At 62.9% G+C, this 23,698-nt stretch carries 25 protein-coding genes; 13 read left to right on the forward strand and 12 right to left on the reverse strand.

The window, feature by feature from the left end; all coding sequences use genetic code 11:
• The first annotated feature begins 209 nt into the window (after window positions 1-209).
• Entirely contained in the window at window positions 210-1,187 is a 978-nt protein-coding gene (locus tag BJD99_RS10690) for a TIGR00341 family protein (RefSeq protein ID WP_084346940.1), read from the forward strand.
• Between the two features lie 36 nt (window positions 1,188-1,223).
• On the opposite strand, the gene BJD99_RS10695 is transcribed toward BJD99_RS10690, so the two are convergent.
• The 6 genes from BJD99_RS10695 to BJD99_RS10720 all read right to left on the reverse strand — a co-directional run bounded on the left by BJD99_RS10695 (window position 1,224) and on the right by BJD99_RS10720 (window position 7,282).
• Window positions 1,224-1,928 carry a haloacid dehalogenase type II gene (locus tag BJD99_RS10695; RefSeq protein ID WP_084346824.1) on the reverse strand — a complete coding sequence of 235 codons (705 nt, stop codon included), beginning with the start codon at window positions 1,926-1,928 and terminating at the stop codon, window positions 1,224-1,226.
• Complete coding sequence (locus BJD99_RS10700) at window positions 1,925-2,353, reverse strand: DUF1707 domain-containing protein (protein ID WP_084346825.1); 429 nt, start codon at window positions 2,351-2,353, stop codon at window positions 1,925-1,927. Before BJD99_RS10700 ends, BJD99_RS10695 begins: the two co-directional genes overlap by 4 nt.
• A gap of 36 nt (window positions 2,354-2,389) precedes the next feature.
• Window positions 2,390-4,183 carry an acetyl/propionyl/methylcrotonyl-CoA carboxylase subunit alpha gene (locus tag BJD99_RS10705; protein ID WP_084346826.1) on the reverse strand — a complete coding sequence of 598 codons (1,794 nt, stop codon included), beginning with the start codon at window positions 4,181-4,183 and terminating at the stop codon, window positions 2,390-2,392.
• A 147-nt stretch (window positions 4,184-4,330) separates the two neighbouring features.
• On the reverse strand, window positions 4,331-5,806 hold the full coding sequence (locus tag BJD99_RS10710) for a condensation domain-containing protein (RefSeq protein ID WP_084346827.1): 1,476 nt from the start codon (window positions 5,804-5,806) through the stop codon (window positions 4,331-4,333).
• 163 nt (window positions 5,807-5,969) lie between these two features.
• Window positions 5,970-6,383, reverse strand: a complete 414-nt coding sequence (locus tag BJD99_RS10715) for a SufE family protein (protein WP_084346828.1) — start codon at window positions 6,381-6,383, stop codon at window positions 5,970-5,972.
• A gap of 2 nt (window positions 6,384-6,385) precedes the next feature.
• Window positions 6,386-7,282 carry a sulfurtransferase gene (locus tag BJD99_RS10720; protein ID WP_084346829.1) on the reverse strand — a complete coding sequence of 299 codons (897 nt, stop codon included), beginning with the start codon at window positions 7,280-7,282 and terminating at the stop codon, window positions 6,386-6,388.
• A gap of 221 nt (window positions 7,283-7,503) precedes the next feature.
• On the opposite strand from BJD99_RS10720, the gene BJD99_RS10725 reads away from it, so the two are divergent.
• Complete coding sequence (locus tag BJD99_RS10725) at window positions 7,504-7,950, forward strand: flavodoxin domain-containing protein (RefSeq protein ID WP_084346830.1); 447 nt, start codon at window positions 7,504-7,506, stop codon at window positions 7,948-7,950.
• On the opposite strand, the gene BJD99_RS10730 is transcribed toward BJD99_RS10725, so the two are convergent.
• Genes BJD99_RS10730 through BJD99_RS10740 form a run of 3 tightly spaced genes read right to left on the reverse strand, consistent with a single transcriptional unit; the run spans window position 7,936 to window position 10,506 of the window.
• Complete coding sequence (locus BJD99_RS10730; protein WP_143542116.1) at window positions 7,936-8,574, reverse strand: nucleoside triphosphate pyrophosphatase; 639 nt, start codon at window positions 8,572-8,574, stop codon at window positions 7,936-7,938. The genes BJD99_RS10725 and BJD99_RS10730 overlap by 15 nt on opposite strands.
• A 1-nt stretch (window position 8,575) precedes the next feature.
• Window positions 8,576-8,869, reverse strand: a complete 294-nt coding sequence (locus tag BJD99_RS10735) for an acyl-CoA carboxylase subunit epsilon (RefSeq protein WP_084346832.1) — start codon at window positions 8,867-8,869, stop codon at window positions 8,576-8,578.
• Window positions 8,866-10,506 carry an acyl-CoA carboxylase subunit beta gene (locus BJD99_RS10740; protein WP_084346833.1) on the reverse strand — a complete coding sequence of 547 codons (1,641 nt, stop codon included), beginning with the start codon at window positions 10,504-10,506 and terminating at the stop codon, window positions 8,866-8,868. Before BJD99_RS10740 ends, BJD99_RS10735 begins: the two co-directional genes overlap by 4 nt.
• 127 nt (window positions 10,507-10,633) lie before the next feature.
• Between BJD99_RS10740 and BJD99_RS10745 the strand changes: the two genes are divergently transcribed.
• The 5 genes from BJD99_RS10745 (at window position 10,634) to BJD99_RS10765 (ending at window position 15,454) form a co-directional block, all read left to right on the forward strand.
• Complete coding sequence (locus BJD99_RS10745) at window positions 10,634-11,464, forward strand: biotin--[acetyl-CoA-carboxylase] ligase (protein WP_084346834.1); 831 nt, start codon at window positions 10,634-10,636, stop codon at window positions 11,462-11,464.
• A gap of 93 nt (window positions 11,465-11,557) precedes the next feature.
• Complete coding sequence (locus BJD99_RS10750) at window positions 11,558-12,802, forward strand: AI-2E family transporter (RefSeq protein ID WP_143542117.1); 1,245 nt, start codon at window positions 11,558-11,560, stop codon at window positions 12,800-12,802.
• Between the two features lie 5 nt (window positions 12,803-12,807).
• Entirely contained in the window at window positions 12,808-13,404 is a 597-nt protein-coding gene (locus BJD99_RS10755; protein WP_084346836.1) for a PH domain-containing protein, read from the forward strand.
• 40 nt (window positions 13,405-13,444) lie between these two features.
• Window positions 13,445-14,125: a response regulator transcription factor gene (locus BJD99_RS10760; RefSeq protein ID WP_084346837.1), complete on the forward strand. Its 681-nt coding sequence runs from the start codon at window positions 13,445-13,447 to the stop codon at window positions 14,123-14,125.
• A 3-nt stretch (window positions 14,126-14,128) separates the two neighbouring features.
• Window positions 14,129-15,454 carry a HAMP domain-containing sensor histidine kinase gene (locus BJD99_RS10765; RefSeq protein WP_084346838.1) on the forward strand — a complete coding sequence of 442 codons (1,326 nt, stop codon included), beginning with the start codon at window positions 14,129-14,131 and terminating at the stop codon, window positions 15,452-15,454.
• 15 nt (window positions 15,455-15,469) lie between these two features.
• Here the strand turns inward: BJD99_RS10765 and BJD99_RS10770 are convergent, their stop codons facing one another.
• The gene (locus BJD99_RS10770; RefSeq protein ID WP_084346839.1) at window positions 15,470-16,033 is read right to left on the reverse strand and encodes a GtrA family protein; all 564 of its coding nucleotides are present in this window, start codon (window positions 16,031-16,033) and stop codon (window positions 15,470-15,472) included.
• Window positions 16,034-16,175: 142 nt separating this feature from the next.
• On the opposite strand from BJD99_RS10770, the gene BJD99_RS10775 reads away from it, so the two are divergent.
• From BJD99_RS10775 to BJD99_RS10785, 3 genes are read left to right on the forward strand one after another with little or no spacing between them, the layout of a single operon-like run.
• Entirely contained in the window at window positions 16,176-17,444 is a 1,269-nt protein-coding gene (locus BJD99_RS10775) for a 5-(carboxyamino)imidazole ribonucleotide synthase (protein WP_084346840.1), read from the forward strand.
• A complete protein-coding gene (gene purE / locus BJD99_RS10780) occupies window positions 17,441-17,950 on the forward strand; it encodes a 5-(carboxyamino)imidazole ribonucleotide mutase (RefSeq protein ID WP_084346841.1) in 510 nt (169 codons plus the stop codon). The genes BJD99_RS10775 and purE overlap by 4 nt, the downstream gene beginning before the upstream one ends.
• The gene (locus BJD99_RS10785; RefSeq protein WP_179142286.1) at window positions 17,950-18,345 is read left to right on the forward strand and encodes a hypothetical protein; all 396 of its coding nucleotides are present in this window, start codon (window positions 17,950-17,952) and stop codon (window positions 18,343-18,345) included. The genes purE and BJD99_RS10785 overlap by 1 nt, the downstream gene beginning before the upstream one ends.
• Here the strand turns inward: BJD99_RS10785 and BJD99_RS10790 are convergent.
• Window positions 18,342-19,049, reverse strand: a complete 708-nt coding sequence (locus BJD99_RS10790) for a TIGR03089 family protein (RefSeq protein WP_084346842.1) — start codon at window positions 19,047-19,049, stop codon at window positions 18,342-18,344. The genes BJD99_RS10785 and BJD99_RS10790 overlap by 4 nt on opposite strands.
• A 20-nt stretch (window positions 19,050-19,069) precedes the next feature.
• Window positions 19,070-20,506: an LCP family protein gene (locus BJD99_RS10795; RefSeq protein ID WP_373270535.1), complete on the reverse strand. Its 1,437-nt coding sequence runs from the start codon at window positions 20,504-20,506 to the stop codon at window positions 19,070-19,072.
• Window positions 20,507-20,818: 312 nt separating this feature from the next.
• On the opposite strand from BJD99_RS10795, the gene rfbD reads away from it, so the two are divergent.
• From rfbD to BJD99_RS10810, 3 genes are read left to right on the forward strand one after another with little or no spacing between them, the layout of a single operon-like run.
• Window positions 20,819-21,691, forward strand: a complete 873-nt coding sequence (gene rfbD / locus BJD99_RS10800) for a dTDP-4-dehydrorhamnose reductase (RefSeq protein WP_084346844.1) — start codon at window positions 20,819-20,821, stop codon at window positions 21,689-21,691.
• A gap of 34 nt (window positions 21,692-21,725) precedes the next feature.
• On the forward strand, window positions 21,726-22,622 hold the full coding sequence (locus BJD99_RS10805; RefSeq protein WP_084346845.1) for a glycosyltransferase family 2 protein: 897 nt from the start codon (window positions 21,726-21,728) through the stop codon (window positions 22,620-22,622).
• On the forward strand, window positions 22,612-23,697 hold the full coding sequence (locus BJD99_RS10810) for a sugar phosphate nucleotidyltransferase (protein ID WP_084346846.1): 1,086 nt from the start codon (window positions 22,612-22,614) through the stop codon (window positions 23,695-23,697). Before BJD99_RS10805 ends, BJD99_RS10810 begins: the two co-directional genes overlap by 11 nt.
• Window position 23,698: the final 1 nt, after the last annotated feature.

Below are 23,698 nucleotides of genomic sequence, written 5' to 3' on the forward strand. Positions count from 1 at the left end.
TGGCCACCGGCGTTGGGTGTTCGCCCCGCGCGAAGGAACCCGATCGTGCGGGGTGGATCTCGACGCGCAGTGAGTGGAGGCGTGCACCAGACCAGTTCTCTGTCACCGACCAGGCAGGTTCGGTGTGCTCGGTTTTCGGTACGCACTCACCGAAAGCGGGCTACCGTGTAATCGCGATCGCTGACTTCGGTTTTTCGAAAGGCTGGGAGATGCTTGCATTTTTGGTCCCGGACAGCCAGCGTCGAAGTCTCGACGAACTGGACGAGCGGTTGGATCTCGCTGCCGGGGACAGTGGTGCAAAGCGGTCGGCATTCTGGATCATGCTTACCCTTTCCGGAATAATCGCTGTCGCGGGAGTGGTTTCTGACTCGACGGCCACCGTCATCGGGGCGATGATCGTAGCGCCATTGTCGACTCCGATTCTCGGTGCCGGCCTCGGCATTGCCACCGGTCGTGGATCGCCGGTGTTCAGAAGTGCTTTACATGTGCTGTTGGGGCTGTTGTTGGTCGTGGCATTCGGATACCTGTTCGCGCAGGTGTTGCTCAACCCGACCAACGTGCTGACCAACTCTCAGGTTCTCGGACGCACCTCCCCGACACTGGCCGACCTCATGGCTGCGATTGCCACTGGCTTCGCCGGATCCATTGCCATCACTCGCCGTGACGTCGGTGATGTGCTTCCCGGCGTGGCCATCGCAATTTCATTGGTCCCGCCACTTGCCGTCGTCGGTGTCTGCCTCGGATCCGGGGCACCCTCGCTTGCGCTCGGTGCTCTGGTGTTGTTCGCCTCGAATGTGGTTGCCATGGTGATCACCTCCACCCTGGTACTGGTAGTCGCCGGTTACGCAAAAGAAAGCCGCACCACAGAGTCGCCGCGACATGGTCGCGTATTTCTCCTGTTGGCATCAGCCCTCGTCGTCGTGGCCATTCCCATGGTGATCAACTCGCTTACCTCACTCTGGGTGCGTCAGATTCATGACGCGGCAGAGCAATGGCTCGCATCCGTTCCGGATGCTCAGGTCGGATCCGTCACCTGGCAGGCCGACACCGCGGTGATCGAAGTGCTGGGCCCTCAGGATCTTCCGCCCATCGACGAACTCGAAAAATCGATCGACGCCCTGGTGCCGTGGAATCCGCAGATCGTTGTCGTCCATGCGGTCGGAAGTCGTATCGAGGCTGCAGAATAGGGCCGCGTCGAATGGACTAGTTGTCGCGGACGTACCTCAGCAGTGCAGAGCCGTGGCGAGTTCGGTGATCGAGTGCACGCTGTACGTCCAGTCCGACTGCGGAACACTGTCTTCCGTCTGCGCGGGCCCGTATTCTCGCGGTCGAGAAACGAAAGCTGTTCGAAATCCGCAGTCTCCGGCTGCCATCAGATCACTGTTGTGAGCCGCGACCATCATGCACTGCTCGGGACGTAGGCCGAGGATGTCAGCGGTGCGGAGATACGCGTCGGGCAACGGCTTGTACGCGCGCGCCGGCTCTGCGCCGAGGATTACATCCCAGGGAATACCGGCGTTCTTCGCCATGTCCAACAGAAGCGAAATATTTCCGTTGGACAGCGGTGCAACGACGAACTTGGACTTCAGGCGGCCGATGCCCGTTACCGAATCCGGCCACGGGGCCAAGCGGTGCCACGCGAGATTCAGCGCGACAATCGAGGGTTCGGGAATTCGAACATCGAACTCGGAGAGGACTATACGAAGACTCTCCAAGTGCAGAACATCGAGTCTGGTGAAGGGGCGCGCGCCGGACCGTACCTGTTCCATCGCCGGCTGATAGAGACTGCGCCACCGATCGGCGAAAGCGAGTGAATCTACCTGGGCTGCTGTGACCGCAGCGACCTCGCGGGCAATGCTCGTACGCCAATCCACCACGGTGCCGAACACATCGAACAACAGTGCTCGCGGGGGATCGATCGCAGTCACCGATTGCGCCGCCTGGACCGATTTCCACCGGCAACGAGTGCACCGACAAGTGGGATGAGCAGGAAGAACAACCAACTGGGGGAGACGGGGACGACGAAGAACAGGATCAGCGCAATGATCGGGGTCACGGCCATCACTGTCTTACGCCAGTCCCACCCGTCGACGCCGTCGTGCTCGTCCGTGTTTGCTGGAGAAGTCGACTTTCTCAGGTCCAACGGCGCTGAGGCGGTCGGATCCAAGGATGGCGAAGGAAGGTCGGTGAACACCGAGTCCAGCTGCCTTCGCGTGTTGGCAGACGCAACCACGGCGCTCCGCTCGTCGAATTCGGGAAGGGTGAGTCGCCCATCGCTGAAATGCCGGCTCAGAGCGGAATGCGCCTGTTCACGCTCGGCCGTACCGACACGAACGTCCGGGTTGTCTGCCATGAGAACAGACTAACCCGGACGTCGGTGTGAATCGTGTTACTTCAGTTCGGCGAGGACTGTGCCTTGAGTGATGGCCGATCCCGGCTGCACTGACAGGCCGGTGACGATCCCGGCCTTGTGAGCGTTGACCGGGTTCTCCATCTTCATCGCCTCGAGGACCGCGATGAGATCGCCCTCGGCGACTTCCTGGCCCTCTTCGACGGCAACCTTGACGACAGTGCCTTGCATCGGAGCGGTGACAGCATCGCCGGATGCTGCGCCTGCGCCCGAGCCACCGCGCTTGCGAGCCTTCGGCTTACGACGGATCGCACCGTCGGTCGCGGCGCCGCCGCCGCCCAGTGAGAACTGGCCGGGGAGCGAGACCTCGACGCGACGGCCACCGACCTCGAGAACGACGGACTGGCGGGGGAGTGCCTCGTCCTCGTCGGCAGGCTCACCGGCGGTGAACGGTTCGACCTGGTTGTCCCACTCGGTCTCGATCCAACGGGTGTGGACGTCGAACTTCGTGCCGTCCCCGATGAACGCGGGATCGGAGACCACGGCAGCATGGAACGGGATGACTGTCGCCAGGCCCTCGACCTTGAACTCGGCCAGCGCGCGACGTGAGCGTGCGAGGGCTTCTTCGCGGGTGGCACCGGTAACGATGAGCTTGGCGAGCATGGAGTCGAACTGGCCGCCGATCACGGAGCCGGATTCGACACCGGAGTCGACGCGTACGCCGGGGCCCGAGGGAGCGACGAAGGTGGTGACCGGTCCGGGGGCCGGTAGGAAGCCGCGGCCGGCGTCCTCACCGTTGATGCGGAACTCGAACGAGTGTCCGCGTGGCGTGGGGTCTTCGGTGATGGAGAGTTCTTCGCCGTTGGCGATGCGGAACTGTTGCAGCACCAGGTCGATGCCGGAGGTCTCCTCGGTGACGGGATGCTCGACCTGCAGGCGGGTGTTGACCTCGAGGAACGAGACGAGTCCGTCCTGGCCGACGAGGTATTCGACGGTACCTGCGCCGTAGTAACCGGCTTCGCGGCAGATTGCTTTCGCGGAGGAATGGATTTCGGCGCGCTGGGCATCGGTGAGGAACGGTGCAGGCGCTTCCTCGACGAGCTTCTGGAAACGGCGCTGCAGACTGCAGTCTCGGGTGCCGGCGACGACGACGTTGCCGTGCTGGTCGGCGATGACCTGTGCCTCGACGTGGCGCGGCTTGTCCAGGTAGCGCTCGACGAAGCACTCTCCGCGACCGAAGGCGGAGATCGCTTCGCGGGTGGCGGAGTCGAACAACTCGGGGATCTCTTCACGGGTGCGGGCAACCTTCATGCCGCGTCCGCCGCCGCCGAAGGCAGCCTTGATGGCGATAGGTAGACCGTGGTCGTCGACGAAGGCGAGGATCTCGGCTGCGTCTTTGACCGGCTCGGAGGTGCCGGGCACCGAAGGCGCTTTGGCACGGGCGGCGATGTGGCGGGCCGTGACCTTGTCGCCGAGATCGCGAATCGACTGCGGCGACGGTCCGATCCAGATCAACCCGGCGTCGATGACGGCCTGGGCGAATTCTGCGTTTTCGGACAGGAATCCGTAGCCGGGGTGAATGGCGTCGGCGCCGGACTTGCGGGCGGCGTCGAGGATCTTGTCGATCACCAGGTACGACTCGGCAGATGTCTGTCCACCGAGAGCGAAGGCTTCATCGGCAAGGCGCACGAACGGAGCATCGGCGTCGGGTTCGGCGTATACCGCGACACTGGTCAGGCCGGCATCCGCTGCTGCTCGTATCACCCGAACTGCAATCTCGCCGCGGTTGGCGACAAGCACCTTGGTGATATGCGCGCTGGCGTGGCTGGGCACTGAGCCTCCTGTGGTTTCGAGTGTTCCGTGCGCGGCGTTTTTCCGCCGCTCGGTTACGGGCGTCTATTCGGAGTGTAAGCACAGTCGCCGGCGCATCCGAAACTGGATGGTGGTTACAGGGAACAGACCCAAAAAAGCCGGAGGTCCCTACTGATTGGTAGGTGTCGGAGCGAAAGATGCGCTGTCCAATGCCGGGCCGCTGCTCACCATGGAGGTCAGCGACGCCGTCCCTGTGTCGACCACCTCGTCGAGGATTCGCCGGAGCACGCCGACGTAGCGGTGAACGTGCGCGGTTGCGATGTCGTTGTTGGGGTAGCGCGCCGAGATGTTCACCCCGCGCGGTGTGCGGTTGATCCAGATATAGACGTCGTGTTCGTACTGCTTGCTGCGCAGTGCCCGGGCATTCCAGTCGTCCCACCGATCTGCCATCGGCGCGAAACGCACATCCATGAACGACACCACGAAGCGCGGCTTCGCAGAGGCTCCCAGCGCGCGGAAGACTCGGTCGAGTGGGACCCGGGCTACCGGCTTGGTTGCCGCGACCTGCTGAGTAGCCCGCGCAACGATGGCGCCGAACGATTCCACATCCGCGATATCGAACGAGAGCGGGCACAATCCGACGAACCATCCGAGTGAGGACGCCCAGTGCGGTTGATCCCGAGTGTGTACCGGTGTGATGGTCCGGAACTCGGTCCGGCCGGTCAGTTCCGCCCCGGCCACTGCCAACGCGGCCAGCAGTCCGGCGAACATACTGTTGCCGGTCTTGCGGCACGCAACAGAAAAGGAATCGGCCCGTGCGGCGTCGAGGATCCAGTCGGTCAGCCCGCCCTGGGGAGCGTCACCGCTGCCCTGGGTGCCGATGTCGAGAGGGAAAGCCGGTAGCTGACCGTCTCCGGCGTCGAGGAAGCGGCGCCAGGTCACCACGGCATCGTGCGTGTGCTCGAGTTCGGCATGCATCCGGCGCTCGGACACCCCGAAGTCCAAGTAGCTACCAGCCTCGAACAGTGCGGCGGTTGTGCCGTCGACTGCCTCGGCGTACAGCGCGGATATCTCGTGGGCAACCAGAACGGTGGACAGGCCGTCGATGATGGAGTGATCGGCGGCGAAGAAGACGGTCACCTTTCCGGTGTCCCGCGTTTCCAGTGGTTCTACTGTCACGAACGCATAGGCGGGCCAGGCGAGAGGGGAGGTGTACTCGTCGAACAAGTACTGCAGATGGTCCAACACCTCGCTGGAGAGCTCGCAGCGCTCCTGCTCGACCTGCCAGACGTCGACGGTGCCTTCAGCGGCGGTGACTCGGCTCAGCTCCCCGCCTTCGACATCGATGGCTGCGTGCGAACGCATCGACTCGTGGCGATCGATCCACGCGAGCACGGCACGCCGGAACGCAGGCTTGTCGAGCGGGCCGTCGATATCGAACGCCGCGCCCAACCAACTCTCCCGACCCTGACGGGGACTCTTCAGGCTGTCGCGCAGGTGCGCCTCGTGCACATACGACGTAGGGCGGTCGTCCGGCTGCCACCCGGCCAGGACCGGGGTGCTCGCGTGGGGGCCGACACTGGGAATCCACTCCGTGATGGTGCCTGCGGGTATGGCGTAGTCCGCCAACTCGGTGAACTCCATTCGACAGCAACCAACTCTCACGCGGGATAGACAAACAACCACGATGAGCGCACCGAAGACCTACCGAATCGCGTTCACCGTGTCCGACAGTGAGTGTACCGACCCGAAAGTGTATCGATCAAGACGGCCTCGACCAGCGGATCAAGGCCGTCCCTTCTTGGCTTCATCTCACATGGCGCTTGATGCGCGTGAGCATCGCAGACATTCCGCGCAGTCGCAGCGGACTCACGGCGTCTCCGAGACCGAGCGCAAGGTAGAAATCATCCGGCACAGCGAGAATGTCCTGCGCTGAATGTCCGTCGAGACCTTGGTGGAGTATCGACGCGAAACCTCTCGTCGTCGGTGCTTCCGGCGGCGCACTGAAATACAGCTTGACCGCATTTCGATCCGCGCTGTCCACGGACAGAAACAGCGGTGACTGGCATTCGGGCACCGGCTCCATGGCTGCCTGTTCCAAATGCTCGGGCAACCCGGGAAGCTCACGGCTGAACTCGAGGAGCAACTGAAGCTTGTCCTGACCCTCGACCGCGGCGAAATCCTCGACGATCTCGGAGAGCGACTCCGGCAACTCGGCCATGATCAGGCCTTCACGGGTGCGGAGCCAGGCTCCTCGCCGCGTGCAATCGGTACCCGAACAGCGTTACCCCATTCGGTCCACGAGCCGTCGTAGTTCCGGACCGATTCGTGACCGAGAAGATGAGTCAACACGAACCAGGTGTGGCTCGATCGCTCGCCGATTCGGCAGTACGCGATCACCTTCTCACTAGCGACGTAGTCGGCGTAGATCTCGTCGAGCTCTGCCCTGGTACGGAAGCGACCGTCGGGGGCTGCAGCCTTGGCCCAGGGGATGCTGACCGCGGTAGGTATGTGGCCGCCGCGCAGTGCCCCTTCCTCCGGATAGTCGGGCATATGGGTGCGTTCTCCGGTGTATTCCGCCGGTGAACGCACGTCGATGAGCGGGATCGTGCCCAGGCTCGTGAGGACGTCCGCAGCGAATGCTCGTATCGGTGCGTCGTTTCGCTCCACCACCGGGTATTCGGTGGCCGGATACTCGGGGACGTCGAGGGTTGTTTCGCGGTTCTCGGCCAGCCACGCGTCTCGGCCACCGTCGAGCAGCCGGACATCCTGGTGTCCGAACAAGGTGAATACCCACAGTGCGTAGGCGGCCCACCAATTGCTCTTGTCGCCGTAGATCACGATGGTGTCGTCGCGAGAGATACCCTTGCGGCCGAGCAGTGCCGCGAACCGATCTCCATCGATGTAATCCCGCGTGACCGGGTCGTTGAGATCGACATGCCAATCGATCTTCACCGCACCCGGAATGTGGCCGACGTCGTAGAGGAGCACATCCTCATCCGATTCGACGACCCTGAGGCCGGGAGTGCCGAGGTGTGCGGACAGCCATTGAGTGGACACCAGTCGATCTGGGTGCGCATAGTCGGAAAACGTGGGCGTGGGGTCTGCTGCTACGGGCACTTCTTCTTCGCTCCTAGGAGTGATCGAATCGATCTGACTCTGTCGATCCTAGGCGCTCGGTGAACCGAGGGAGCTGCGCTCGGAGTGCAGAGCCGCCCGCGGACACCTGTCGTCCCCGCAGAGAGCAGGTGGGATCCGACCCGCACTGCTGGTGAGGCTATTCTCACTTACCGATTCTTTCGGTGGCCTGCAAAGGAAAAGTTTCGAGAAGGGGAGTGGACATGGCAGTAGTCGTGTTGTTCGGTTCGGAGACCGGCACAGCCGAGGAGGTTGCGGACAAGATCGCCGAGGTGATGACCGATCATGACGTCGACGTCCGTGACATGCTCGAATACGAGCTATCCGATATCGATACCGACGACTTTCACGTCATCGTCTGCTCCACCTACGGCGAAGGCGAACTGCCGACTGGAGCAGGCCCCTTCTACGACGCGCTCGTCGAGGACGGCCCGGACCTCTCCGGACTCAGATTCGCTATGTTCGGACTGGGCGACCGCGTGTACGAGGACACATTCAACCGCGGCGGCGAGATCATTGCCGACAAGCTGGTGGAACTAGGCGCTCAACAGGTCGGCGAGCACGCCCGGCACGACAGCTCCTCGAACGTCAAGCCCAAGGTGCAGGCTGCCGAGTGGGCCCGAGACATCACAGCTCTATTGATTCCCTGAATCGGCCCACAGCTCGGACAACGACGTGCCGACATCGGCCAGAAGTCGACGGACGAGCGGTAGACCGATCCCGATGACGCTGGACGGATCCCCCTCGATGCGGTCGACGAACCAGCCACCGAGGCCGTCCAGCGTGAAGGCGCCGGCCACCGATAACGGCTCTCCCGATGCGAGATACGCCTCGAGGTCGGCAGGGGACGGTTCACTGAAGTGGATCTTCGTCGAACTGCACCCGGCCGCGACCGCGACCGACCTCCCGTTCACGACTCGAACGACAGCGTGGCCGGTCAGAAGATCACCTGATCTTCCTGCCATCGCGGCCCACCTACGCCGCGCCACATCGACGCTGTGAGGCTTGCCCTGTAGCTCGTCGCCGATCGACAACATCGAATCGCACCCGACCACCACTGCGTCGTCGAACTCGGCGAGTACCGCCTCTGCCTTGGCAAGTGCCAACGCTACGACCACATCCTCGGGTGCCGGATCGGGTCCGAGCGCAGCGGTGAGCGCAGCGGTGAGCGCGTCCTCGTCCACCCCGGACACCCGCACGACCGGGTCGATCCCCGCCTTGCGGAGAACTTCGAGCCGTGCAGGCGACGCCGAGGCGAGAACGAAGCGAGGCACTCTAGTAGCGCTGCGAGGCGCCGTACGAGTACGGCGAATACGGCGCGAACGTCCGATGCTTGGAGGCATGAGAACCCCACAGCTCCGGCGGACGTGAGTCAATGGTCGAGGCAGTCGAACCCGCCGCCGCGGTGAGGACCACGACAAGTGCCGCGATGTCCTGGTCGGACGGATTGCCCTTCACCACTCGAATCGCAGCGTGGACTTCAGCGATCGCAGATGCGTCTTCCAGGCCTGCAGACTCGATCAGATCCGTAGCTTCGGTGATGTCCGATTCCTTTGCCGGTGCGCTCATAGTGGAATGTTCCCGTGCTTCTTGGGCGGCAACGTCACCATTTTGCGCTCGAGAAGCCGCAACGCAGCGACAATCTGGCCACGCGTATGGCTCGGCGGGATGACGGCGTCGAGATAGCCGCGCTCGGCCGCAATGTACGGGTTGACGAGGGTGTCCTCGTACTCCTGCTGCAACTTCAACCGCAACGCGTCGACGTCCTCGCCGTTTTTCGCGGCCTCGAGGAGTTGCTTGCGGTAGACGAATCCGACGGCACCCGATGCACCCATGACCGCGATCTGAGCCGTGGGCCACGCGAGGTTGACGTCGGCACCCATGTGCTTGGAGCCCATGACGTCGTATGCGCCGCCGTAGGCCTTTCGCGTGATGACGGTGATCTTGCCGACCGTCGCCTCACCGTAGGCGTAGAGCAACTTCGCGCCACGACGAATGATGCCGTTGAATTCCTGTTCGGTTCCGGGCAGGAAGCCTGGAACGTCGACGAGGGTGATGATCGGGACGTTGAAGCAGTCGCAGGTTCGTACGAAGCGAGCTGCCTTCTCGGAGGCGTCGATGTCGAGAGTGCCGGCGAACTGGGTGGGCTGGTTCGCCACGATGCCCACCGAGCGACCGTCGACACGTCCGAAGCCGACGATGATATTGCGAGCGCGGCCTTCCTGGACTTCGAGGAACTCGTCGTCATCGAGGATCCGGCGGATGACCTCGTGCATGTCGTACGGGGTGTTCGGTGAATCCGGGATCAGAGTATCCAGTTCGAGGTCCTCTGCCGTGAGGCTTTCCTCGATGCCACCGACGATCGGATCCGACGGCGCCAGGCGGGGTGCGTCGGCGCGGTTGTTGCTCGGTAGGTACGACAGCAGATCTCGGACGTAGTCCAACGCGTCCTGCTCGCCGGACGCGACGTAGTGCGCGACACCGGACTTCTCCATGTGGGTGTGCGCGCCACCGAGTTCTTCCATGGTGACGTTCTCGCCGGTGACGGTCTTGATGACATCGGGGCCGGTGACGAACATCTGCGAGGTGCCGTCGACCATGACGACGAAATCGGTCAGTGCGGGGGAGTAGACGTGTCCGCCGGCGGCAGGCCCCATGATCAGCGAGATCTGCGGGATGACTCCGGAGGCCTGGACGTTGCGGTGGAAGATTTCGCCGTAGAGGCCCAGGGAGACGACGCCCTCCTGGATGCGAGCGCCTGCGCCTTCGTTGATGCCGACCAGCGGACGGCCGGTCTTGATCGCAAGATCCATGACCTTGACGATCTTCTCGCCGTAGATCTCACCGAGGGAACCGCCGAAGACGGTGGCATCCTGGGAGAAAACGCAGATGTCGCGCCCGTCGATGGTGCCGTAGCCGGTGACTACGCCGTCGCCGAAGGGGCGGTTGTCGGCCATTCCGAAGTTGACGGACCGGTGACGAGCGAGCGCGTCCAGTTCGACGAACGAACCTTCGTCGAGTAGCGCGGTGATGCGCTCTCGGGCGGTCAACTTGCCTTTCGCGTGCACCTTCTCCACTGCAGCTTCACCACTGGGGAGCATCGCGGCTTCCCGGCGACTTCTGAGATCGGCGAGTTTTCCCGCTGTGGTGTGGATATCGGGCTTGGCGGCCGAACCCTGTGCAGTTGCGTCCTGAACACTGGTCATGGGGGATCACTTTAACCACGACTGTGATGGGTGTCCCGACCGAGGTGCGACAAGCACAGTCGACAAACAAGTCTACTGGCCGGTACATCGACCAGGCGCGTTCGGTAGGGCCATATGCTCTTGGGTCATGTGGACCAATCTCGACCGCCCCCCGCTCGATGTCGCGGCTCTTCGTCGAGCTCTTGTCGATGGACCGCAAGCGTCCTGGTCGAGGCTCGACGTGGTCGAGCAAACGGGTTCGACCAACGCCGACCTCATTGCGCGCGCTGACGGGCTCGCCGATCGCACCGCGCTCGTCGCCGAGCACCAGGACAGCGGGCGTGGCCGTCATTCTCGGCCGTTCTCCGGCGCGCCTCGATCACAGATCCTCTTGTCGGTGCTGATGAAATTTCCGGGAATCGACCCGGCCGTTCTCGGGTGGCTACCGCTCCTGACCGGAGTCGCCGTAGTCGACGCGCTGCGAACGGTGGCGGCCGTAGACGCTGCCCTGAAATGGCCGAACGACGTCTTGATCGAGGGGCGAAAGGTCGCTGGCATTCTCGCCGAAGTTGCTACCTACGGTCCGCATCCGGTCGTGGTGGTCGGAATCGGGCTGAACGTGTCGATGACGACTGAGGAACTGCCTGTCCCGACGGCCACATCGCTGGTGCTCGAGAATGCGGTCGTGGCCGATCGTGACACCATTCTGCGCGCAATGTTGCGTGGAATCGGTGCCGAGGTCGATTCCTGGAAGAACTCCGGTTGGAACACCGAGCATCTCGCTCAGCGATATCGCGAGCGGTGCGACACGGTGGGCCGAAGAGTTCGCGTCGAGATGCCTGGGGATCGAGTATTGGTGGGGGAGGCGACCGACGTCGATGTTCACGGCCGCATCGTCGTTCGTGACGATGAGTCCGGGCAATCGGTAGCGGTAGCGGCCGGGGATGTCACGCACCTACGCGCGGTGGATCCCGAGTAACCGGTGAAGCCACATCATCCGTGACGGATGATGTGGCTTCGACAGATGCGATGGGATCGTTCTGAGCAGATGAAGAACTGCGGAGGGGCACTCATGGAACCGCGACATGCATCGGATGCGACGCCGTCGAGTGTGTCGGAGTCGTGGTCGCTCCCACGCGGGGTGATCGTGTTGCTGGGGCTTGCCTCACTCGTCGTCTGCGTCGCCGGAACGCGTGCGTTCTCGGGCGTGGTGGGGCCGACGTTTCTTGCCTTGATGCTGACCGTCGCGGTGCATCCGTTTCCAGAGTGGTTGCGGCGCAAGGGGTTTCCGGCATGGACCGCAACGATCATCGCGATTGTTCTCGTGTACTCCATTCTTCTCGTGTTGGTATTGGCACTCGTCGTATCGACCGCCCGGCTTGCGACGCTGTTGCCGACCTACGCCGATGAATTCGACAGTCTTGTCGACAGTGTTCGGACTCTTTTGTCGAACAACGGAATTGGGCAAGACCAGATCCAAGGTTTGATGTCGAAAATCGATGCGGGCACGGTGTTCGGGGTGATCGACGGTCTTCTCGTGGACGTGCTGGGTATTTTCTCCAACTTGCTTTTCGTCCTCGTGCTGCTGTTGTTCATGGCGGCCGACGGCAGTTCGTTCACCACTCGGATATCGACATTGGTCGGTACCCGGCCCGATATCGCGGGCGCATTCGTGTCCTTCTCTACGGGCACTCGTACTTATCTGATCGTCTCCACGATCTTCGGCTTGATCGTTGCCGTCATCGACGCAGGTGCACTGTGGGCGATGGGTATCCCACTTCCAGTGTTGTGGGGGCTGTTGTCGTTCATCACGAATTACATTCCCAACATCGGATTCGTCCTCGGACTGATTCCGCCCGCTCTGTTGGCGCTGTTGCAGGGCGGGCCCACTCTGATGATCGCGGTGATCGTCGTCTACAGCGTTGTCAACGTCGTCATCCAGTCGATTATTCAGCCGAAGTTCGTCGGCGACGCCGTGGGATTGTCGGTCACGCTGACATTTCTTTCGCTCGTGTTCTGGTCCTGGGTTCTCGGTCCGCTCGGAGCAGTCCTCGCCATTCCGTCGACCTTGATGGCCAAAGCGTTGTTGGTGGACATCGATCCAGCAACCAGGTGGGCGGACATTCTGATGTCCGGTGGTGACGGCCGGGCCACCGATGCGGAACCGGACCCCGCCGATCCCGAGGCCGCTCATCCCGAGGCCGCTGATTCCGACAGTGAGGAAGATGTCGGTGGAGCCGCGGATTCGGATGGTGATGAGGACGCAGCTCTCGTGGCAGGATCGCCTCGTACGAAAAAGGATCCGGCCGAGGAGTGAGTCGTATGGGGTATCCGGAAGATGCGTTGGCAGACGAGGAAGAACTGCTTCTGCATCATCACCCGCATTGGAAGATGTTGGTGCTGCCTGCGTTGACATTCATCCTCGTCACCGCTGTCGCAGGTTTCGTGATCGGCCTGATCTCGGTAAAGCTCGATGGTTCGAGTTCCACTGTCGCATCGATAGTCACTGCAGTTCTGTGGGCGATCGTCGTCGCCTGGCGGTGCATTGCCCCCCTCATCGGCTGGAAATGCACGCACTTCATCGTCACCGACCGCCGAGTGCTCATCCGGCAGGGCGTCATCACCCACTCGGGAATCGATATCCCGATGGGCCGTATTTCCAATGTCCAGTTTCGGCACGGGTTGATCGATCGCATGCTCGGTACCGGAACCCTCATCATTGCTTCGGCGTCCGACGACCCGTTGGAGTTCGACGACATTCCACGCGTCCAGCGGGTTCACTCGCTTCTCTACCAGCAAGTATTCGACGCGCTGGAGATTCGCCGGGACGACCGTCCACGGTTCGACGACGGAGAAGTCTCGTACGAGGAGTCCTCGGACTCGGCGAAAAGAGGATGGCGCGCGGGGAAACGCTGGTAATCGAAGCGTTCTCACAGAAACGAACCGTAGGGTTGCGCGGGTGACCGAAGTGCTGCTTGCAGAAGACGACGAAGCAATTGCTGCCCCCCTCTCGCGAGCGCTCGGGCGTGAGGGGTACACGGTGACGGTCGAGCAGACCGGTCCAGCTGCTCTCCAACGGGCTCTCGACGGGAACTACGACCTGCTGATTCTCGACCTCGGTCTGCCGGGGATGGACGGCCTCGAAGTCTGTCGGCAGGTCCGCGCCAACAGCTCCGAACTTGCCGTTCTGATGTTGACGGCGCGGACGGACGAGGTCGACTTCGTGGTCGGGCTCGACGCCGGCGCCGACGACTACGTAGGTAAGCCGTTTCGACTCGCCGAGCTCATGGCCCGTGTACGGGCCCTGCTTCGGCGACGCGGTCCCGGTGAGGACACCCCGATCGAAGTCGGCGGGATCAGGCTCGAGCCTGCAGCCAGGCGAGTGCTGGTGAACGGTACCGAGATCGCATTGGCGAACAAGGAATACGAGCTGCTCAAAGTGCTCCTCGACCATGCTGGGCAAGTCGTCTCCCGCGAGACGATTCTCCGGGAAGTATGGGGCGACGCGGAACTCCGCGGCTCCAAGACACTCGACATGCACATGTCATGGCTGCGCCGGAAGATCGGTGACGAGGGATCGGTTGCCGAGCGCCGCATCGCCACCGTGCGCGGAGTCGGATTCCGGATCAACAGCGACTGATCGATGCGCCGTCGCATACTTCAATCCATCCTGGCCGTCGTCCTACTGACCGCTATGCTGCTCGGTCTGCCCCTTGTCTACACCGCTTGGCTGTGGGTAGAGGATTTCACTCGCGACGACCTTCAACGTCGGCTCGATCGGATGGCATCGGAAATCCTCTCGCAAGAGGGGGACCGAGGCATCGTGGAGGGTGTCCTCGACATCGGCTCGCTCAGGTTGGCAGTTCCAGAAGGCGGACGCCTCGTCGTGGTGTTTCCGACACCACAGGATGCCGCGTCGAGGGTGGACATCGGTGAGAGCTTCGTGCCCGCCCCGTTGGTGGAATCGCTGTCGCTGGGAACTGCAGGATCGTTACGGCTCGAAGTGCCGTCGCACGATATGCGAACCTTGCAGAAACAAGCTGTCGGTGCAGTGGCACTCGTGGTGTTGGCATCGATTCTCATCGGAACCGCAGTGGCTGTATTGACCGCCAATCGTCTGGCCGATCCTCTGCGCGACGTCGCACGACGGGCGCAGCGACTCGCCGAAGGAGACTTTCGTCCTGATCCACGACGGCACGGAATTGCCGAGCTCGACCGGGTCTCGGAAGTCCTCGACTCGGCGACCGTCGAGATCGCGGGCAGACTGCAACGCGAGCATGCGCTGGTCGCCGACGTATCGCACCAGCTGCGCAGTCGGCTGACGGCCGTCCGGCTTCGGCTCGACGAACTATCGACGCATCCAGATCCCGATGTAGTCGCCGAAGCCGATGAAGCGATGGCACAGGTCGATCGGTTGACCCTCGCGATCGACGAGTTGGTGCGCTCGTCCCGTAGCGACGGTGCAGCTGGCGCCGAGGACGTAGCTGTCGTCGCGGAACTCAGCGGAGTCATCGGGGAGTGGCAGCGAAACTTCGAGGATGTCGGCCGAACACTGGAACTCGAAGGTGGACCGGAACTCAAGGCATCGGTGACGGGTTCGAGATTGCGCGAGGCAGTCGCGGTCCTGGTGGACAACGCGCTCTCGCACGGCGGCGGTAAATGCACCGTGGCGGTGCGGCTGATTCCGGCACTGGACACGGCCGAGCGGCGGCGCGAGCCGCTGGTGTGTATCGAGGTCTCGGACGAGGGCAGCGGCGTCAGCAACGAGTTGGCCCCGCATATCTTCGATCGCGGGTTCTCCGGCGCCGGATCGACCGGCGTGGGTCTCGCCCTCGCACGAGCACTCGTCGAGGCGGACGGTGGAAGGCTGGAATTGCAGCGACGCAAGCCAGCTTTGTTCTCGGTGTTCCTACCTGCGTCCCGCGAAGAAGCCAGTACCCCGTCTCCACGGGCTCGAGAGCCACGCTGAGCGCAGAAAAGTAGGTCAGCTGTGACCGAGTTGCTCCTCGGCAGCTTCCGCGGGCGTCGGATCGTAATCGGTCGATCCCGCGGCAGCGCCTCGCGCATTCTCGTCGGGGAACGCGAACTTTCGTAGCGCCCAGAACCGGAATGCCATCTGTAGAAGATTGCCGATGATGTAGTTCAGGATGAAGTCGAGAATCAACACCATCGTCAGGCTGTTGTGCCCTTCGCGGATGTCGAACAAGTTGTTCGCCACCCACAGTGGGGCAGCCGCCAGAATGACACCGATTCCGCTGATCGTGAAGAACAGCAAAGCCTCGTGATGGCGCTCGCGGCCACCACGATTCTTGAAGGCCCATTCACGGTTGAGGATGTAGCTCAAAATGGTGGCCATCACGCCCGAGATGATCTTCGCGACGACAGGCTTGGGCTCGAGGATGGTCAGACTGAGCGAATAGAAGATCACCAGGTCGAACACCATCGTGGTCCCACCGACGATTGCAAATTTGATCAGCTCGGTGTGACGAATCGCCAGCACCCGTAGCGGACCGGGAAGGCGATGAATCAAACTGTCGATCGAGGGCACAACGAAGGAGTCTACGAAACGAAATGCCCAATCGGCTAACCGGCACGCGAATCATCAGCGAGTTCTCAGTGAAGTAATGGGAGAGGGCGTTCGAATCCATTCCTGCCTAGAGGGGGTCTGCTGGCTGTGGAATCTGCCCCGCATGACACGATATGAAGCCGTGACAGGTCTATCTCCGCGCCCCACCACCCCCCGTAGTTCGTCCACCGGAATGCCGGTAGTGGCGATGATCGGCGGAGGCCAGTTGGCGCGAATGACGCATCAGGCCGCAATTGCGCTCGGCCAAACCCTACGAGTCCTCTCCGCAGGCGCCGATGAGCCGGCCGCGCAGGTCAGCGCCGATGTCGTGCTCGGACACCATGATGACCTGAACGCCCTCCGCACGGTCGCCACGGGATCCAACGTCGTCACGTTCGACCATGAGCAGGTACCGACCGAACATCTCGAAGTCCTCGTCGCGGAAGGCGTCAACGTACAGCCACCGCCGTCGGCGCTGATCTACGCACAGGACAAGCTGAAGATGCGTCGGAAATTGGGTGAGCTCGGGATTCCGATCCCGAAATTTGCCGAGGTCACCTGGGTGGGAGATGTCACAGCTTTCGGCGACGCCCACGGGTGGCCGGTGGTAGTCAAATCCATCCGTGGTGGATACGACGGACGCGGTGTGTGGATGCCGAAGGATGCCGACGAGGCAGAGAGCATCGTGGCGCGTCAACTCGATCTCGGCGTCGCACTGATGGTCGAGGAGAAGGTCGAACTGCGGCGCGAGCTTTCCGCCATGGTCGGTAGGTCCCCGTTCGGACAGGGCGCGGCGTGGCCCGTAGTCGAAACGGTTCAGCGCGACGGGCAATGCGCGGTGGTCATCGCACCGGCAGGCTCGCTCGACGACGACGTGGCGATCGACGCCGAAAGAATGGCGTTGGGGCTTGCCGCCGAGCTCGGAGTCGTCGGCGCAATGGCAGTCGAGCTGTTCGAGACCGTCGACGGCGGCATCCTCGTCAACGAACTCGCGATGCGTCCGCACAACTCCGGGCATTGGAGCATGGACGGATGCCGAACTTCGCAGTTCGAGCAGCATGTTCGTGCGGTACTCGACTACCCACTGGGTGATACGACGCCGTTGGCGCCGGTCACTGTCATGGCCAACATTCTCGGAGCGCCGCAGGCACCGACGATGACGATGGACGAACGGCTTCATCACCTCTTCGCGCGGATGCCGGACGCCAAGGTGCACCTCTATGGCAAGAGCGAGCGCGAAGCCCGCAAGATCGGCCATGTCAACGTACTCGGAGCACCGAACGGGCAAGCATCGGACGAGGCGTACGTGGCCGCTGTCCGGGAGAAAGCAGAACGCGCGGCACACTGGATGTCGCACGCAGAATGGACCGACGGATGGGACCCGCACCAATGACCGAACAATTGGGCCCTCAGGTCGGCCTCATCATGGGCAGCGACTCCGACTGGCCGACGATGGAGGCCGCAGCGGACGCATTGGCCGAATTCGGGATTCGCTTCGAGGTCGGTGTCGTCTCGGCGCACCGCACACCCAAGCGCATGCTCGACTATGCGACGAGCGCCGCCGAGCGGGGGCTCAGCGTGATCATCGCCGGAGCCGGTGGAGCAGCTCATCTGCCAGGTATGGTCGCTTCGGCTACGCCGCTGCCGGTCATCGGTGTACCTGTTCCCTTGAAGTACTTGGACGGTATGGATTCACTGCTGTCGATCGTGCAGATGCCCGCCGGGATACCGGTTGCCACGGTGTCGATCGGGGGTGCCCGAAACGCAGGACTCCTCGCTGCTCGCATTCTGGGCGCCTCGGACCCCGAGCTCCGGTCGCGCATCGAGAAGTTCCAACAAGACCTCGAGGCAATGGTGCTCGACAAGGACGCGGCACTGCGCGCCAAACTCCTCGGGTAATGCGTTTCGCGCCGGTGTCCGCATGGTCGATCCAGCGGCCGGACACTCGCACTCGGGGGCGCGCGGTATCCGCCGTCACTTACCTTGCTCTCGTCTATGCGACGTTGTGGCGGGCCGAGATCGCCTTCGATGGCGAGCATCGGCTTTTCGTCTGTCGGGGAATGCGCGCTGGGTTCGGTCGCGGAGGCACGACCATCGGTGCCGCTTACCTCACCCGCGCCAACATCTCGCGCAGTGTTCTGCGCCATGAGGCGGTGCACGCAGATCAGTGGGCTCGATACGGGCCACTGTTCGCGGTTCGCTACCTGGTGGAGGAATTACGGAATCCGGGCTCGAAGAATCGTTTCGAAATCGAAGCAGGCCTCGACGACGGTGGATACATGAGCAGGTCCTAACCGAGTGTCTTGGTGACCTTTTCGGTAGTGGTGCGGCGGTCGGTCTTCGTCGGGTCCGGGTTGTTCACTTGCACGAGCGAGCTGCCTGAAACCAAAACCGACAACAGCCCGTCGATCAATTCCTCGGTCGTACCCCACGGCAACGACGAGAGCACGCGGTCTCCGGCCTGCAACGAATGTGCGTGAGCGCGGGTTCGTGCCTCCGCCAACACTTCCTCGACCGATCGTCCGTCGAGAGCAGCGCCAGCGCCAGTCGGCCGAAATTGGTCTCCATGCACGCGTACCGAGGTGGCGTAGTCGGTCACACCGATAGGAAGATCGGGAACCGGTTTGCCGAACGCGTCGAGCGAGAGGGCGAGTATTTCGGGTATGTCGCCGGCCTCGTCGATTCGAGAACCGTGCACGAGTGCGAGCTCTGCCGTGTCATCCGCGGTGAGGACGACCTCGGCACCTGCCCACCACGCACCGAGCAGGACGGCCGCGCTCTGCCAGTGGGCGGGTAGTAGAACACTGACCTTGGCACCCGGTGCGAGACCGAACTCGTCGCACAACAGGTTGGCGGTCTTCGCAGCCCAATTGGCGAGCGTGATCGTCGATACCTCGACCCGTTCACCCGTCCCGTCGTCGTAATACGTCACCCGTGGACCGGCGGGGTCGGTCGCGAGTATCGGATCGAGCAGTTCCTGCGTCAACGTTGAGGCCACAGGCGCAACCCTAGCGGAGCTCAGTTGACGCAGGCAGGGCCCGCCGAGCCTGCGTCGATCGGCGGCGCAGGTGATTCGCCTGCACTGCTCGCGAGCGTTTCCTCGGTGGTTGGGGATGAGGTGGTCGGGGATGTGGTGCTGCCGTCTGCGCCGGGGCCGGAGTAGTCCGAGGCCAGTACCACCCGAACGGTGTCGCGCGGCAGTGTGTCGTCGGAGGCCACTTCGAGCCCGCCGAGAGCAGTTGCCACCGATCTCGCTGCGTCACTGTCCGGATCGGCCGCCTGAATCGTCGTGGTGGAGACCGACGATCCCTCGTAGTTTCCGATCGAGCCGCTCGTGTATCCGAGTGATCCGAGCGACGCTGCCACACCGTTGGCGAGTCCGTCGATTCCGCTGTCGTTGGCAACGTCCACCGTCACCGACGACGGATCGACGGTGGGAGTGTCGGTCGCTGGTGCAGAGTCCTGGTCGTCGGCAGATCCGTCGAGAAGCCCCTCGACGTAGGTCTTCACCGCATCGGGATCGACCTCGACAATTGATTCGCCGTAATCGGTCACACCGTTGATGTCGACGGCGGGGATGGTCTCGAACTTGACCTTACCGCCGGCGAGATCCTGCAACCGTGTCGCGAATTGTAGTATGTCCCAATCGGAATCGAGAACAACCGAACGTTGGACCGCGGAGCTGAGCTGACTCAGCTTGCTCGGATTGCTCAACGTTTTCGCACTCAGCACACTCCGCACGAGTGATGCCATGAAGACCTGCTGACGCACGATTCGATCGAGGTCGCCACGCGGAAGATCGTGTCGCTGCCGGACGAAACTCAATGCGTCGGCACCGGACAGTGTCTGCTCTCCGCCGGGGAAGTTCGCTCCGGACAGCGGCTCGTCCACCGGGGCATCGAGGCACACGTTCACGCCGCCGACAGCATCGGTCAGGAGCACGAAACCGAGCAGACCCACCTCGGCGTAATGATCCACGGTGACCCCCGTCAGATCGGCCACCGACTCGATGAGCGCCTCACGGCCGGCTTCGGTCGACTGTGAGTCCGCATCCGTATCGGCCACACCCTGTTCGACGAGTTCGAGGCGCTTGTTTTCCTTCGTTGCGCCGTAGGCCGCGTTGATCTTGGACTTTCCGATTCCCGGAACCTCGACGTACGCATCCCGGGGTATCGAGATCGCTGTTGCCGAAGAACCGTCGTTCGGTACGCGTATGAGCACGATCGTGTCGGTGTTCGATGCCACCTCGTCACCGGCGCGCAGTGAATCGAGCTCGCTTTGCGTCAGTGCATTGCCGTGCGCGTCGGTGCGGCTGTCGGTGCCGACCATGAGGATGTCCACGGCGCCGTCGGAGCCACCACCTAGACCGAGGCGCCCTGCCGTAGCGATGTTCGAACGAAGGTCGTCGACGCTTCGCCAAGCGAAACCTGTCACGACCAGCACGAGAACGGACATTGCCGCGATCACCATCCGAGGAACGCCTGGCCTCTCGGTCGGCCTTCCGTTTTCAGGTTTGCCGACCGCACTCCCGTCCTCGCTGGGGCGGTCGCTGGGGTACGGCGGCCGAGTGCGCCCCCGAGCAGGGCGTCGCCCAGGGTCGCGACGCCGCGCTGAGGACCGCCGCTCGCCTCGCGATCCGTCAGACTCTCGTTGCACCTGTTGACCTCTCCACTCTTGTTCTACGCATTTCTCGCCCCGACCAGTCAGGTTACTTGTGAAGTGTCACCGTCTCGCTCAAGCACGGGCGGCGTGCCACACTTTGCAACTGTGGCGAAAACTCTTGTGACCGGAGCGGGCGGACAGCTCGGCCGGCAGATACTGCACCTTTCGAACAACAGCAGCAGTGCGAGCAGCGACACGACGATCGGTGTGACCAGCGCAGAGCTGGACATCACCGACGCGAGGGCAGTTGCCGACGCCGTCGAGCCGGGCATGGTGGTGATCAACTGCGCCGCCTATACCGCGGTCGATGCTGCCGAATCGGACGAAGCAACAGCGTCGAAGGTCAACGCAGAGGGTCCGGAGAACCTGGCGATTGCATGTGCACGGGTCGGCGCGCGCCTCGTCCACGTCTCGACCGACTATGTGTTCGACGGTACCGCGACTTCCCCGTACCTCCCTCGATCCCAGACGGCCCCGCGCAGCGCTTACGGACGCACCAAGCTAGCCGGTGAGGAGGCTGTCCTACGCGTGTTGCCCTCGGCGATGGTCGTGCGTACGGCCTGGGTCTACACCGGAACCGGGTCGGACTTCGTCTCGACGATGCTGCGCCTCGAACGTGAACGAGACACCGTGTCGGTGGTGAACGATCAGATCGGATCACCGACCTATTCCCGTGATCTCGCGTCCGGATTGCTCGAACTCGCTGCTTCGCCGTCGAGCGGGCGACCGATTCTTCATCTGACCAATACCGGGACAGCAAGCTGGTACGAACTGGCACGTGCTGTTTTCGCCGGCGCGGGTGCAGACCCGGAACGCGTGTTGGCTTGCTCGAGTGCCGAGTTCGTGCGCCCTGCCCCCCGGCCGTCGTACTCGGTGTTGTCTGCTGATGCTTGGACAGCTGCCGGCCTCACCCCCCTGCGGCCGTGGCGCGCAGCACTCACCGATGCGTTGGGTGAGGTACGTGCCGGCGCGAGGTGAGGCAATACCGACTTCGCCGGTTAGTCTGGCCCGCGTGAGTTCCAAGCTGGCCGTCGTCACGGTGACCTATTCCCCCGGGAAGTATCTGGATCAATTCCTCTCCTCCCTCGCTTCGGCAACAGAGGAGGTGCCACTCGTCATCATGGCCGACAATGGGTCGACCGATGGAAGCGTCGAGGCCGCGGACGCGCGCTACCCGCATGTGAGGTTGTTTCGAACCGGAGCCAATCTCGGCTACGGCGGGGCAGTCAACCGCGCGGTAGCCGAACTCGACGACGACATCGAGTTCGTTGTCGTCGCCAATCCCGATGTGCGGTGGCATCCCGGATCTCTCGACGGTTTGCTTGCCGCGGCGGAGCGATGGCCTCGTGCGGGTGCGCTCGGGCCTCTCATCCGTGAACCCGACGGCACCAGGTACCCGTCTGCTCGCGCAGTTCCGGACCTCACCTCAGGTGTCGGACATGCTGTCCTCGGCAAAATCTGGCCGGGCAATCCGTGGACGCAACGTTATCGGCAGGACAACGAGGCGGTGACCGAACGCGCTGTCGGCTGGTTGTCCGGATCTTGCCTTTTGCTTCGTCGTGCCGCTTTCGATTCCGTCAACGGGTTCGACTCCCGTTACTTCATGTATATGGAGGACGTCGACTTGGGAGATCGACTCGGAACCGCCGGATGGCTGAATGTCTACGTGCCCGACGTGGAAATCACCCACACCAAAGGCCATGCGGCAGGACGACATCCAGAGTTGATGCTGCCGGCGCATCACACGAGTGCGTACAGGTTTCAGGCAGACCGGCACCCCCATCCGTGGCAGGCTCCCATACGATGGGTTCTGCGAGCGGGCCTGGCGGTGCGCTCGAAGGTGGTTGTGGCTGCGGCACTTCGACAGCGACAGATCGACGAGAATAGAGAGGCCGACCATGTCAGCTGAAACCCGCTCCAACACAGATGCCGTAATCCTTGTGGGCGGCAAAGGAACTCGCCTGCGGCCACTCACACTGTCGGCCCCGAAGCCCATGTTGCCGACTGCCGGGTTGCCTTTCCTGACGCATCTGCTCGCCCGTATCAAGGCTGCCGGAATCGATCACGTGGTTTTGGGGACATCGTTCAAAGCCGAGGTATTCGAGGACTACTTCGGTGACGGCTCGTCGCTCGGTATCGAACTCGAGTACGTCACCGAGACCGAGCCCATGGGCACCGGAGGCGGTATTCGCAACGTTCTACCGAGGTTGCGGGCAGACAACGTCGTCGTGTTCAACGGAGACGTCCTCGGCGGAACCGACTTGACCGCCGTCCTGGACACCCATGAGCGGACCGAGGCCGATGTGACGCTGCATCTCGTGCGCGTCGGAGATCCTCGTGCCTTCGGTTGTGTTCCGACCGATGCCGACGGGCGAGTGACAGCGTTCCTCGAGAAGGCTCAGGATCCGCCGACGGACCAGATCAATGCTGGTTGCTACGTATTCAAGCGTGAGATCATCGAGACCATTCCGCATGATCGACCGGTATCGGTCGAGCGGGAGGTGTTCCCAGCCCTTCTCGCCGACGGCCGACGCGTCTTCGGCCACGTGGACAGTGCCTACTGGCGTGACATGGGAACCCCGGAAGACTTCGTTCAGGGCTCGGCGGATCTCGTGCGAGGCATCGCTCCATCGCCGGCGTTGAACGGCACGCGAGGCGAATCCCTCGTCCACCCCAGCGCGGGCGTTGCTCCGGGTGCGCTACTGATCGGTGGCACTGTCATCGGCCGTGGCGCCGAGATCGGCGCCGGCGCACGTCTCGACGGTGCGGTCGTGTTCGACGGTGCTGTCGTCGAAGCCGGTGCAGTCGTGGAGCGTTCGATCCTGGGATTCGGTGTACGTATCGGACCGCGCGCACTGATCCGTGATGCCATCATCGGCGACGGAGCCGACATCGGTGCCCGCTGTGAACTGCTTCGTGGCGCCAGAGTGTGGCCAGGGGTCAAGTTGCCCGACGGCGGAGTCAGGTTCTCCACCGACGTCTGAT

It is taken from the genome of Rhodococcus sp. 1163, assembly GCF_002091985.1.
Lineage (GTDB): Bacteria > Actinomycetota > Actinomycetes > Mycobacteriales > Mycobacteriaceae > Rhodococcoides.